The following is a 12,263-nucleotide window of genomic DNA, read 5'->3' as shown; positions in this document are numbered from 1 at the left end:
TTCCTCTTTTTTAACCGATCATCCTACAAGTCATTATGTTAACCAATGAATCGATTACCCAGCTAGCGAAAGACTGGTACCACATGCTCGACATTCACGTCCCGATGGTTGATATTCTACCATACCTGGCCGACGACGAGCTAAAGATGATTTTTCCGGAAGCAACCGTCTACGGGCACGCTGGTTTTGAAGGCTGGTACCAGCGCGTAATCCGTATTTTCTTCGATGAAGTTCACACCGTCAAATCGGTTGAATCAACAATCGATGGCGACACCGCTTCGGTTAAAGTTGTCGTTCAGTGGGAAGCCAGCGTCTGGAATGCCCCAGAACCTTATAGCAAACGTATCAAACTGGATGCCTATCAAACCTGGGAAGTAGCTGCTAAAGCCGACAAACTAGTGGTGACTACCTATACCGTCGATGAACTGAAGTACCACGAAGGATCTGCTACCCTATAATCCATTCACATCCATGACAAACGTACCGAGCACCAAACTTGGTGAGATGTATAAAACGCATATTCAGTACATTCTGGATAAAAATATCGAAGCGTTACTGGATCAATACACCGATGACGCTTTACTGATTAGCAGCTTCTCCAAACAGCCGGTTATTTACAAAGGTCGTGAGCAAATCCGTGAGCATATGCAGGGAATTTTGGGCATTGACGGTCTCGAAACCGACATCGTGTTCTGGGCCGAAACCGAAGACCCCGAAACGCTGATGATTACGGAGCAGATTACCATGAAAACCGCCGACGGAGAAAGCCATATGCGTTTCGCCGACAGTTGGGTGCTACGTGACGGTCGCATTGCCATTCACTTTGCGGGCATGGTCCAACACCCTGATGGCTCGCTAGCTTAACCTACTCGACTATTCCTCCCTTCTTCTTATGAACCTGGAACTCCTTATCAATCAGAAGCCATACCAGCAAGATATTGAACCCCGATTACTGCTGATTGATTTTTTACGTGATTACGCGAATCTGACAGGAACCAAATGGGGATGCGGATCCGGTAGTTGTGGTACCTGTACGGTTTTAGTAGATGGAAAAACGACCAAAAGCTGCCAGATGCTGGCGGTTGAGGCAGAAGGTTGCGCCATTACTACGATTGAAGGATTGGCCAGCACCACAGGACTTCATCCGGTCCAAACGGCTTTTTGGGAAAACTTTGCCGTACAAAATGGTTTTTCGACACCCGGTACGATTATGTCGGTTGTTGAATTGCTGCAAAACAATCCTAACCCTACCGAAGACGACATCAAGCAATGGCTTCAGGGAAATCTATCCCGCGAAACCGGTTATGAGCAGGTCGTCAAGGCGGTAAAAGAAGCGGCCGAACGCTTAACCGATCAACACAGCAATGGTCAGGAATCAGCCAGTCAGAACGTTGGCCAATCGCTTAAAACGCGTAAAACAGAAGCTTTACTGACAGGCGACGCGAAATTCATTGCCGACATGACCCTGCCTGGTATGGCTCATGCGGCTATTCTGCAAAGCCCGCATGCGCACGCGCTCATCAAATCGATTGATACGTCGGAAGCGGAGGCTATGCCGGGGGTTATCCGGGTATTTACGGCTAAAGACACCGAGCAGGTGATGCCAATGCCCGTTATCTGGGTTCCGCCCTATACCGAGAGCCATTTCCTATCACACCCATCCGGAATTGTTCCCGGTTCACATCGGGTTTTTGCGACCGATAAAGTTCGCTTTGCGGGTGACCAGTTAGCCGCTGTTGTGGCCGAAACACGCCAGCAGGCCTACGATGCACTAGCCAAAATCAAAGTTGATTACGAAGCCCTCCCGGTTGTTCTCGATCCCGAAGAAGCACTCAAGGAAGGTGCGCCATTGCTGCATGACTCCGTGCCTAACAACCGCATGCTGAATGCTGTTTTTGGCGATAAAGCGGCCGTAGAACAAGCCATTTCAGAAGCAGACGTAGTGGTTGAACAGCGGATCTACAACCAGCGGATGATGCACAATACGTTAGAGGTCCGTGGCGTTTTGGGCAATTTCGATACCCATACGAATCAGTATACCCTCTGGACAAATACCCAAATTCCTTATCCACATCGTTTACTGATTTCGCTCTACGTCCTGGGCATTCCCTACAACAGCCTGCGCGTTGTGGTCCCGGCCATTGGCGAGAGTAACGGTTGCAAAGGAAACTTATACCCCGATACACCACTGGTTCTCTGGATGGCCAAACAGGTGGGTCGCCCGGTCAAGTGGGTCGATACGCGGGTAGGGTTTTCACAGAACACAGCCCAATCCCGCGATCAGGTTCAATACGGTACTATTGCCGGAACGCGCGATGGAAAAATCACGGCACTACGCTGCCGGGCCTTCACGAATGTAGGCGCTTATCCGGTCATCAATGCACCCGGCCAGCCGCTACCACTGATTGGAAAAAGTATTCCGGGCGCTTATGTAATCCCGCACGCCAGCTACGAGGTCGATGTGGTCTATACCAACAAGGTGCCAGCAGCGCCTATGCGTGGTTCAGGCCGTGCAGAAGCCATCTTCTTTATCGAGCGAATGATTGAGATGTTTGCCCGGAAACTGAACATGGACCCTGCAGAAGTTCGCCGAATCAACATGGTTCAACCCGATCAGTTCCCGTTTGATAATGGCCTTGGCTGGACCTATGATTCAGGAGACTACGAAAACCTGCTGAATCTGGCCCTGGAAAAAGCCGACTATGCGAATCTGGCCGATATGAAGGCAGAGGCAAGCCTGCGTGGCAAATGGCTTGGCCTGGGCATTGGCTCCTACGTAGTTGTAGCGGGCGTCGGTAATTCGGCCAAGATGGGTGGCGAAGGACTTCTGAGCGGTACCTGGGGCAGTTCTTACATCCACGTAGCGCCATCCGGCGAAGTAGCCATTACAACCGGCGCGCAGCCCCACGGCCAGTCGCAGGACACTACGTTCGCGCAGATAGCGGCTCAGGAACTACAGATTCCTGTCGACTATATCACGCTAAAACACTCCGATACGTCGAACCCGCTTTACTACGGTCAGGCCAGTTACGGTAGCCGCTCACTCAGTGTTGAAGGAGCTGCCGTTCAGAAAGGCTGCCAGGCAATTATTAAAAAAGCACGGGAATATGCAGCCTATCTGTTCAAAATGCCGCTGGAACTGATTGAGTACAAAGACGGCAAAGTGATTGGTATTCCAGCCCCCGAACAGGCCGTTATGAGTCTTCAGCAGGTAGCTCTCATGCTTTGGTTTGGCTGGGACTTACCCGAAGGCATGGATCCTGGTCTTGAAGCCACCGCTTATTTTGATCCCAAGAATTTCAACTTCCCTTACGGCACGCACATCGCTATTGTTGAAATTGATCAGGAAACGTATCAGGTTGATCTCAAAAAATACATTGCGGCCAATGATTTTGGTGTTGTTGTCAATCCGGGCGTTGTTGATGGTCAGACGTATGGCAACATTACGTTAGGTATTGGTCAGGCCTTGTCGGAAGAAGCGCACTACGATCCGGAAACAGGGCTGGTACTAACCAACGACCTGGATTCGTATGCTATTCCCCGAGCAAGCTGGCTACCCCCTATCGAGCTATACCGAACCGAAACCCCTTCTCCATCCAATCCATTAGGTGCCAAAGGCGCCGGAGACGTTAGCAATCCACCCGTAGCGCCCGCCATTGTCAATGCGATTTGCGATGCCCTGTCGGAGTTCGATGTGCAGCACATCGACATGCCCGTAACGCCAGAAAAACTCTGGACAATACTCCAGGATAAACAATCTGTAACCCTATAGCCAGTCATGATCGGAATTCAACTTACCTACAAAGCGCCCGAAACGCTTAAGGAGGCCCTCGATTTGGTGGGGCGCGAAGGGCATCAGATTCTTACGGCCGACCAGTCGTTAATTAGTGACCTCAAAAAAGGGGTTCCTTCGCTTCATACGCTGGTTAGTCTTCGTAAAATTCCGGGGCTGTCCAGCATCAATATTGACAACGGCGAACTACGGATAGGCGCGTCTGCTTCGTACAACAGCCTGCTTACCCATGAGGCTCTTAATCAGTATCCGGCATTGGCCCAGGCGCTGGCTACAATTCCTGATCCTCACCTACGTCACCACAGTACGTTTGGTGGCGCTCTGAGCCACGGTGGCCGCATTCATGCTCCCGTCCTGGCGGCTCTGATGGCCCTGGACGCTTCGGTAGTGGTCCTTACCCGCGATAACGACACACGCCTTCCCATTCACTATTTTAGTCAGAATGGCAATCGGGTACTGCTTCCGCAGGGTGGTCTGATTACGATGATTGTGTTGCCCGAACCAGCCGCAAAATCGAGTGCTTATCTGACTGTCAATCAGCTCGCAGGGCGTCAGGCAAACCACGGCATTGCCATAAGTCTAACGCAATCGGGCGATACTCTCGATCAGATTCGCTTGATACTAGCCGGTTTTACGGAACAACCAATCCGGTTGAAAAACATCGAAGAAAAACTGGCTGGCAGCTCGTTAACCCCCGATTCGATCAAGAGCGCAGCCGACCAGTTAGGCCAGGATGAGTTGCCGATTCATAACGACAGAATTCCCGAAGGATACCAGCGTCATCTGGCTGGTGTGCTTCTACAGCGGGCCCTGAAAAGCCTGACGAAGCAAACCGTTTCCTGACAACTCAGAACTATTCACCGACTTATTCCATCCTCTTTACTAATCAATAATGGACAATCAAGCATTTTACGAAAACCATCTGGTGCTGTTAGCGAATAAAGATGCTAACGAATTAGTCGAACACGACTACCACGACGATGCTGAAATGATTTTGCTGGTAGCCGACGAACCTATCCATATTAAGGGAAAGGAGGCTCTCAAAAAACAACTGAGCGATTATATCGACTATATCTATCGGGGCTTCATATCAACCGAAAAGCTGGCCATTACCGACGATAGCATCTTTCTGGAGGCAACCATCGACACCACAAACGGCCCCTCCAAAGTGTACGATGCCTTGTACATGAAAGACGGAAAAATCTTCCGCCATTATTCGGGCATTAAACCCTAATAGAAACGCCGGTAAAACCTCCAACTCCTATCTGTGCTATGAACCCAACCCTTACCAATTCTGCCACCATTACGAAGGTTGAAAAAGGCCCGTACGTAATCCATAGCTACCTCAGCCCCGAATCGGCCGAGATGGTTTGCTCGCAGATTATCGAAACACCAGCATCGCTGATTATCGTTGATGCTCAGTTAGTGAAAGAACAGGCTCAGGCTGTCAGAGATTATGCGAACAGCCTTGGAAAGCCAATCAACAAGGTTATCATCAGCCATAACCATCCCGACCATTGGGCTGGTCTGGAATCATTTGCCGACGTACCTGTCTACGCACTGCAGGAAACGGCTTACGAAATCCAGAATTACGGTCAGATGATGCTGGACAGTAAGAAGCCAGCCTTTGGCGATACCGTTACCAGCACCGTAACCGTACCACAGGCCTTAACCGTAGAGGAGGAAACACTGGACGGATTGACGCTCGTTTACCAGAAAAACTTTGGTACCGAATCCACGTTCTCGCTCATGGTCGAACTACCGGAGATCAACGTACTGATCGCGCAGGACATGGTCTACAACGGAGTGTACCCCTACGTTGGCGACCGTAACTACGTAACAAACGACTATAGTTTCGATTCGTGGATGCAACAGCTCGAAGCCATCAAATCAAAAGGCTACGAAACCATCTTTCCCGGCCACGGTCAGCCTACCGATTCCAGCGTATGCGATACCATGATCGAAACCCTGAAATTCATGAAGTCGGTGTTTGAAACAGCCGCCGATGGAGCCGAATTCAAACAGCGGGTCATGGAAAAATACCCAACCTATAAAGTAGTCGATATGCTGGATTTGTCGGCGTTTATGCTTTACAGCCAGCCTTACGGCAGTTAAAACCTCAAACCATTTCGTTAACTCAATTAATTCAATTGCAGATATGAGCAAGAAAGTCTTGATACTGGCTTCTAATGTAGGCTTGTGGGGCGAAGAGTTACAGGCTCCCTGGGACGCCCTTAAAAAGGCAGGTTTCGACGTAACACTGGCAACCCCAAAAGGAATAACTCCATTACCGCTTCAACTCAGCATGGATAAAGATTTTGTCGATCCCATGCAGAATTATAATGTAAACCCACCCGAAGTAGTTGACCGAATCAACGAAATTCTGGATTCAGGTGAATGGGATACACCCATCAAAGTTGAAGACGCTAAAGTAGATGGCTACGATGCGCTGGTGTTAGTAGGTGGGCCAGGCTCTCCACTCGATATTGTTGGCAACCCGTTCGTTCACCAGCTCTGCGTTGACGCCTACAACCAGGGTAAAGTGCTGGGCGCACTTTGCTACGCCGTTGGCGCTTTCGTCTGGGCGCGCGATACCGATACGTTACACCGGTCGATCATCTACGGCAAGAAGGTGGTTGCTCACCCACGCGAATGGGATTTCACCGGCTTAATGAACTATCCGCTGGTACGTACCACAGAAGAAAATACGGGTACGGATCTGGTAACCCAGGGGTTTGTTTTCCCGCTGCAGGTGATTGTTGAAGATGCCGTTGGCCCAACTGGCAAGGTATATTCTGACCCGACGGCCAATCGCGAAAAACCACAGGTCATGTACGATCATCCGTTCGTAACGGCCCTGTCTGTTGAGTCATCCATCGCCTTCGGAGACCAATTGGTAACCGCACTTTCGGCTTAATCGGTTTCGGTACTGACTTTTTAAAACGACTACCATGACATTGAGCGGCAAGAAGATTGGGGTGCTTCTGGAAAGCGACTACTTCGAAAACGAAATCTTTTACTACAAGTATCGCTTCCCCGAGGAAGGCGCGGAACTCCATTTTCTGACGCGGCTCTGGGGACAGGAGCGGATCACATTCCACGGCCACGAATACAGGGCTCCAATGGACTGCTGGGAAAGCTTCGAAAATATGAGCGACGAAGAACTCCGTAGCTACGCTGCTATTATTGTACCCTCGGGTATGGTATCTGACCGGCTGCGCTATACCGAAGATGTGGAGAAAATACCGCCCGCAACGGAATTTCTCAAACGGGTATTCGCGGAGAAAAGTATCCTGAAGGGGATTATCTGCCACGGCTTATGGCTCACAGCTCCCGCTACTGAACTCGTAGCTGGCCGGAAGTTGGTTTGCCACAACAACTTGATTGGCGATGCCAAAGCCTACGGTGCCATCTATACCAACGAAGACGTAGTAGTCGATGGCGATTTAGTGACGGGTCGGTCAGGTGGTCATGCTCACTTGTTTGCAAAAAAAATCATTGAACTTCTATCCACACCTTAATCAATAGGCTGATATGGTTTTTTCGCACGTAGCACTATCCTGTACCGACCCTGCTAAAACGGAGCAGTTTTACAGCGATCACTTTGGTTTCCGCCGGGCCCGCGTCATTCCTTTGAGCGACGACAACGCTATCGTTTTCCTGAAAAACGACCAATCTGTTTATCTGGAGCTATTCCGGGCCGATGCTGAGCACCCAGGCTTTCCGGCTGCCGTCAACGATGGTCCGCACTATACCGGCATTCGGCATCTGGCTTTTCAGGTGGATGACGTAGACGCCACCGTCACGGCCTTAGGAAGTGACGCCGACGTTACGTTGGGACCACTGGATTTCAGCGCTTTCATTCCCGGCTGGAAAACCGTTTGGCTCAGAGACCCCGATGGCAACATCGTCGAGATCAGCCAGGGCTATACCGACCAATCCGACTTATAATAAACCCTTTATTAGGATTTCAACCTCAAAAACTCCAATCAGATTTCATGGAAACCGATATTGACAAACCCGCTCAGGGCACTAACGGCCAGCCATCAAAGGCAGCGAACATGCGCATCGATTTTACGTTTTCCGATACCGTTTCAGGCTACGTAGTCGAATTCATTCCTACTGAAAAAGCGTTTGTTCTGGAAACCTCCGATGGTCGCCATTTCAAACTTGGCCTTATCGCAACTACCTACGCTCGTAGCGTTCGGAATCTGGACGAAGGCTATCAGGATGCTACTCCTATTATTTTTGAAATGCTTTCGCAAAAGGGGCAGTACGTTCACGCTTATGGTACGTTCTACCCTGGCGTTGATGACGATGAACCCCTGTTTGAGGTACAATTCCTGATCTTCCCTGGCAAAGCACCGCTGGAATATCGGCATGAAGGCCAGAGCTGGTGGATTCAGCAAATCAGCTCAATTGCTACCAGCTATCTGAAATGGCAGTTCAATTATCCCGAAGAGCCAATCGATTATAGCAAATACCGCACAATGCTCCATCTGGGTGGCGCCAAACGTGGTGACTACCTTCAGGAAACGGACACCATTTCCCGCATGATCTATGGCTTTGCGTCGGCCTACATGCTCACCGGTAATGATGCCTTCCTGGAAGGTGCCGAAAAAGGAACCGAATATCTCCGCGAGCACATGCGTTTCTTCGACCAGGATGCCGACCTCATCTACTGGTACCACGGCCTGAAACTAGATGGTGCCAAAGAAACCAAACTGCTTACCTCCGAATTCGGTGACGATTACTATTCGATTCCGATGTACGAGCAGATCTATGCGCTGGCCGGACCAACCCAAACGTTCCGGATCACGGGCGACAAACGCATTCTGTTCGATATTGAAAAAACCATTGACCTGTTCGAAACCTATTTCAAAGACAACGAGCAGGAAGGCTATTTCTCGCACATCGACCCAATTGGTCTCGATCCCCGCGACGAATCGCTGGCCCACAACCGAGCTCGCAAAAACTGGAATTCCGTGGGCGATCACGCGCCTGCTTACCTGATCAATCTGTATCTGGCAACCGGCGAGAAAAAATACGCTGACTTCCTCGAATACACCTTTGATACCATCACCAAGTATTTCCCTGACTACGACAAGAGTCCGTTTGTGCAGGAGAAATTCATGGAAGACTGGAGCAAAGACCAGACCTGGGGTTGGCAGCAAAACCGGGCGGTGGTAGGGCACAACCTCAAAATTGCCTGGAACCTGATGCGGATGCAGTCGCTGAATCCAAAGCAGGAATACATCGACTTCGCCAAAAAAATTGCCGAACTGATGCCTGCTGCTGGGTCTGACCAACAGCGCGGTGGCTGGTACGACGTAGTCGAACGGGAAGCCAAATCGGGCGGTCGTTATCACCGCTTCGTATGGCACGACCGGAAAGCCTGGTGGCAGCAGGAACAGGCTATTCTGGCCTATCTGATCCTCCAGGGTATTCTGGGCGAGAAAGATTATGAAAAGCAGGCTCGCGAAGCGGCTTCGTTCTATAACGCATTCTTCCTCGATACCGACGACGGTGGCGTTTACTTCAACGTGTTCTCGAACGGGATGCCGTATTTGATGGGAACCGAGCGCTTCAAAGGCAGCCACTCTATGAGTGCCTACCACAGCACAGAGCTTTGCTATCTGTCGACGGTTTACATCAACTTACTGATTACCAAAGAACCGACGTATTTCTACTTCAAGCCATATCCCGATTCGTTCAAGGATAACATCCTGTACGTATCGCCCGATATTCTGCCGAAAGGAAGCGTATACATCAGCGAGTGCTTCATCAACGATGAGCCATACACCAACTTTGATGCGGAAGCTTTAACGGTAAAACTACCAGATACTAGTGAACAGGTACGCGTAAAAGTTCTGCTCACCCCCGTAAAATAAGACCGATAGAGCTCAGCGGCTAATGCGAATTAGCGGCTGAGCTTCAACTTTTTCAAACTTTATACAAGTATGAACGTAACGTCCAGTACGGTAGAGGGTATCACCGTCATTGAAGCATCTGGCAGTATCGACAGCAAAACAGCCTCTGAATTTGAACGTAACGCCATCGCTGCCATCCAGGGAAAAAGCGCGGCTATCATCAATTTGTCGAACGTAGATTTTCTGTCCAGCGCCGGATTGCGGGTTCTACTGATGATCTATCGACAGATAAAAGCGCAAAACGGAAAGGTTGTGCTGGTCGGAACATCCGAGGAAATTCTGGATATCATGGCCAATACCGGCTTTTTATCGTTTTTCATTACGGCCGAAACGCTGGAAGAAGGCATTAACACCCTTAAAGCTGCGTAGATATGATCGATAATCGGATAGATTATTACCCAACTCACGAGCACGAGGGCATTAAATTTCGGCGCGGCCACACGTTGCCTTTTGGGGCTACTATGGTAGCGAACGGGGTTAACTTCAGTGTTTACTCCAGTTCCGCAACCAGCTGTACGCTCGTGCTTTTCGACCGGGGCGCCGATCAACCCTTTGCCGAAATCCCATTCCCCGATGAATTTCGGATCGGCAACGTGTATAGCATGATCGTGTTCGAACTTGATTACGAACGGCTTGAATACGGCTACCGTATGGACGGCCCGTTCAATCCGGCAGCGGGTCATCGGTTTAACTCATCGGTTATTCTAAGCGATCCGTATGCCAAAGTAATCAGCGGACGGGACACCTGGTTAGCCAAACCCAATTGGGATAACGTCTACCCGTATCGTTCACGGCTGGCTTTCGAAGATTTCGACTGGGAACACGACCACCCGCTCGAAACGCCCGTTGAAGACCTGGTGATCTACGAGATGCACGTTCGTGGCTTTACCCAGCATCCTTCATCAAAGGTTAAAAACCCCGGAACATTCAGCGCTATACGGGCCAAAATTCCGTATTTGAAAGAACTGGGTATTAACTGTATTGAGCTGCTTCCGATTTATGAATTTGATGAGTGGGAAAACAGCCGCCAAAGCCCAACTACCGGCGAAACGCTGGTGAATTATTGGGGATACAGCACAGTCAATTTCTTTTCCCCTAAAGCAGGCTATGCCGCAACCGGCAAATTCGGTATGCAGGTCGATGAGCTGAAAACCCTCATTAAAGAGCTGCATAAGAATGGTATTGAGGTCATGCTCGACGTAGTGTTTAACCACACCGCCGAGGGCGATCATCGCGGCCCAACCATTTCGTTCCGGGGTATCGACAACAAAACGTATTACATGCTAACCCCGGAGGGTTATTATTTTAATTTCTCCGGAACGGGTAATACGTTGAACTGCAACAATCCGGTAGTACGTAACATGGTGCTTGACTGTCTGCGCTACTGGGCTTCTGAATACCATATCGACGGCTTCCGCTTCGACTTGGCGGCTATTCTGGGACGCGCCCAGGATGGTAGTCCGCTCAGTAATCCACCCCTCCTCGAATCGCTGGCCTACGATCCAATCCTGGCTAAATGTAAACTGGTAGCGGAGGCCTGGGACGCAGGCGGCCTTTACCAGGTGGGTTCTTTCCCTGCTTACGGGCGTTGGGCCGAATGGAACGGCAAATACCGCGATAATGTCCGAAAATTCCTTAAAAGTGATCCAGGCGAAGTAGGTGGCATGATCCAGCGGATTATGGGTTCACCCGACCTGTACCACCAGCGCGGACCAACGGCCAGTATCAATTTCATTACGTGTCACGACGGTTTTTCGCTCTACGACCTGTTTGCTTATAACGAAAAACACAACGAGGCCAACGGGGAAAATAACAACGACGGAGCTAACGACAACAACTCCTGGAACTGTGGCTGGGAAGGCGAAACCGACGACCCGAAAATCAACTTCCTGCGCCACAAACAAATCAAGAACGCCTTAGCCATCCTGATGGTTAGCCAGGGCATTCCGATGGTGCTGATGGGCGATGAGGTAGGCCGGACCCAAAAAGGCAATAACAATACGTATTGCCAGGATAATGAGCTGAACTGGTTCGACTGGTCGCAACTCGACACGAACGCCGACCTATACAACTTCGCCCGGAACATGATCAATTTCCGGCGGCAACATCCGGTGCTACGTAGCCCAACTCATTTTCAGTATTGGGACTCCGTAGGTAGCGGTTATCCAGACATCAGTTTCCACGGCACCAAAGCCTGGAATTGCGATCGTTCACCATCGAGCCGATCCTTTGCGTTTCTGCTCTGTGGCGATCATGCCAAACAGGGTATTGTCAAAGACAGCATGGTATACGTAGCCATGAATATGTACTGGAACGGTCTTCATTTTGAACTTCCGGCGCTACCACCCGAAAAGAAGTGGTATTTGTTTGCGAACACTGATATGCCATCGCCCGCCGACATTTGCGAAAATGGAAAAGAATCACTGCTCGACAATCAGCACGAATTTTTGGTTGGCGCTCGTAGCGTAGTGGTTCTGATCGGGAAATAACAGTTCTGTAGGCGCTAAGGTGTGCTGTAGGGCAAAAGGAGAGTAAGGCAT

Annotated in this window: 12 protein-coding genes; all 12 read left to right on the top strand. The window is 50.2% G+C overall.

Features of this window, described 5'->3' with window-relative positions:
* The first annotated feature begins 35 nt into the window (after window positions 1-35).
* The 12 genes from GK108_RS05800 (at window position 36) to glgX (ending at window position 12,212) form a co-directional block, all read left to right on the top strand.
* Window positions 36-458 carry a hypothetical protein gene (locus GK108_RS05800; protein WP_163944283.1) on the top strand — a complete coding sequence of 141 codons (423 nt, stop codon included), beginning with the start codon at window positions 36-38 and terminating at the stop codon, window positions 456-458.
* Between the two features lie 13 nt (window positions 459-471).
* The gene (locus tag GK108_RS05795; protein ID WP_163944280.1) at window positions 472-864 is read left to right on the top strand and encodes a nuclear transport factor 2 family protein; all 393 of its coding nucleotides are present in this window, start codon (window positions 472-474) and stop codon (window positions 862-864) included.
* Window positions 865-892: 28 nt separating this feature from the next.
* Window positions 893-3,772 carry a molybdopterin-dependent oxidoreductase gene (locus GK108_RS05790; RefSeq protein WP_163944277.1) on the top strand — a complete coding sequence of 960 codons (2,880 nt, stop codon included), beginning with the start codon at window positions 893-895 and terminating at the stop codon, window positions 3,770-3,772.
* A 6-nt stretch (window positions 3,773-3,778) separates the two neighbouring features.
* Window positions 3,779-4,636: an FAD binding domain-containing protein gene (locus GK108_RS05785; protein ID WP_163944274.1), complete on the top strand. Its 858-nt coding sequence runs from the start codon at window positions 3,779-3,781 to the stop codon at window positions 4,634-4,636.
* Between the two features lie 49 nt (window positions 4,637-4,685).
* On the top strand, window positions 4,686-5,027 hold the full coding sequence (locus tag GK108_RS05780) for a nuclear transport factor 2-like protein (protein WP_163944269.1): 342 nt from the start codon (window positions 4,686-4,688) through the stop codon (window positions 5,025-5,027).
* Between the two features lie 38 nt (window positions 5,028-5,065).
* The gene (locus GK108_RS05775) at window positions 5,066-5,908 is read left to right on the top strand and encodes an MBL fold metallo-hydrolase (RefSeq protein ID WP_163944266.1); all 843 of its coding nucleotides are present in this window, start codon (window positions 5,066-5,068) and stop codon (window positions 5,906-5,908) included.
* A 43-nt stretch (window positions 5,909-5,951) separates the two neighbouring features.
* Entirely contained in the window at window positions 5,952-6,710 is a 759-nt protein-coding gene (locus GK108_RS05770; protein ID WP_163944263.1) for a DJ-1/PfpI family protein, read from the top strand.
* Between the two features lie 34 nt (window positions 6,711-6,744).
* Window positions 6,745-7,314, top strand: a complete 570-nt coding sequence (locus GK108_RS05765; protein ID WP_163944260.1) for a DJ-1/PfpI family protein — start codon at window positions 6,745-6,747, stop codon at window positions 7,312-7,314.
* Window positions 7,315-7,327: 13 nt separating this feature from the next.
* Complete coding sequence (locus GK108_RS05760) at window positions 7,328-7,744, top strand: VOC family protein (RefSeq protein WP_163944257.1); 417 nt, start codon at window positions 7,328-7,330, stop codon at window positions 7,742-7,744.
* A 47-nt stretch (window positions 7,745-7,791) separates the two neighbouring features.
* Entirely contained in the window at window positions 7,792-9,684 is a 1,893-nt protein-coding gene (locus GK108_RS05755; protein WP_163944254.1) for an AGE family epimerase/isomerase, read from the top strand.
* Between the two features lie 69 nt (window positions 9,685-9,753).
* Window positions 9,754-10,092: an STAS domain-containing protein gene (locus GK108_RS05750; RefSeq protein WP_163944251.1), complete on the top strand. Its 339-nt coding sequence runs from the start codon at window positions 9,754-9,756 to the stop codon at window positions 10,090-10,092.
* A 2-nt stretch (window positions 10,093-10,094) separates the two neighbouring features.
* Window positions 10,095-12,212 carry a glycogen debranching protein GlgX gene (gene glgX / locus GK108_RS05745; RefSeq protein ID WP_163944249.1) on the top strand — a complete coding sequence of 706 codons (2,118 nt, stop codon included), beginning with the start codon at window positions 10,095-10,097 and terminating at the stop codon, window positions 12,210-12,212.
* Window positions 12,213-12,263: the final 51 nt, after the last annotated feature.

Source organism: Spirosoma terrae (assembly GCF_010435915.1).
GTDB classification, from domain to species: Bacteria; Bacteroidota; Bacteroidia; order Cytophagales; family Spirosomataceae; genus Spirosoma; species Spirosoma terrae.
This window is presented reverse-complemented; position numbering and strand designations above follow the sequence as displayed.

Bases quoted from the DNA above. Each gene is read 5' to 3' on its own strand.
- GK108_RS05750 (WP_163944251.1), top strand. From the start codon at position 9,754: ATGAACGTAACGTCCAGTACGGTAGAGGGTATCACCGTCATTGAAGCA.
- glgX (WP_163944249.1), top strand. From the start codon at position 10,095: ATGATCGATAATCGGATAGATTATTACCCAACTCACGAGCACGAGGGC.
- GK108_RS05795 (WP_163944280.1), top strand. From the start codon at position 472: ATGACAAACGTACCGAGCACCAAACTTGGTGAGATGTATAAAACGCAT.
- GK108_RS05770 (WP_163944263.1), top strand. From the start codon at position 5,952: ATGAGCAAGAAAGTCTTGATACTGGCTTCTAATGTAGGCTTGTGGGGC.
- GK108_RS05765 (WP_163944260.1), top strand. From the start codon at position 6,745: ATGACATTGAGCGGCAAGAAGATTGGGGTGCTTCTGGAAAGCGACTAC.
- GK108_RS05780 (WP_163944269.1), top strand. From the start codon at position 4,686: ATGGACAATCAAGCATTTTACGAAAACCATCTGGTGCTGTTAGCGAAT.
- GK108_RS05760 (WP_163944257.1), top strand. From the start codon at position 7,328: ATGGTTTTTTCGCACGTAGCACTATCCTGTACCGACCCTGCTAAAACG.
- GK108_RS05800 (WP_163944283.1), top strand. From the start codon at position 36: ATGTTAACCAATGAATCGATTACCCAGCTAGCGAAAGACTGGTACCAC.
- GK108_RS05790 (WP_163944277.1), top strand. From the start codon at position 893: ATGAACCTGGAACTCCTTATCAATCAGAAGCCATACCAGCAAGATATT.
- GK108_RS05755 (WP_163944254.1), top strand. From the start codon at position 7,792: ATGGAAACCGATATTGACAAACCCGCTCAGGGCACTAACGGCCAGCCA.
- GK108_RS05785 (WP_163944274.1), top strand. From the start codon at position 3,779: ATGATCGGAATTCAACTTACCTACAAAGCGCCCGAAACGCTTAAGGAG.
- GK108_RS05775 (WP_163944266.1), top strand. From the start codon at position 5,066: ATGAACCCAACCCTTACCAATTCTGCCACCATTACGAAGGTTGAAAAA.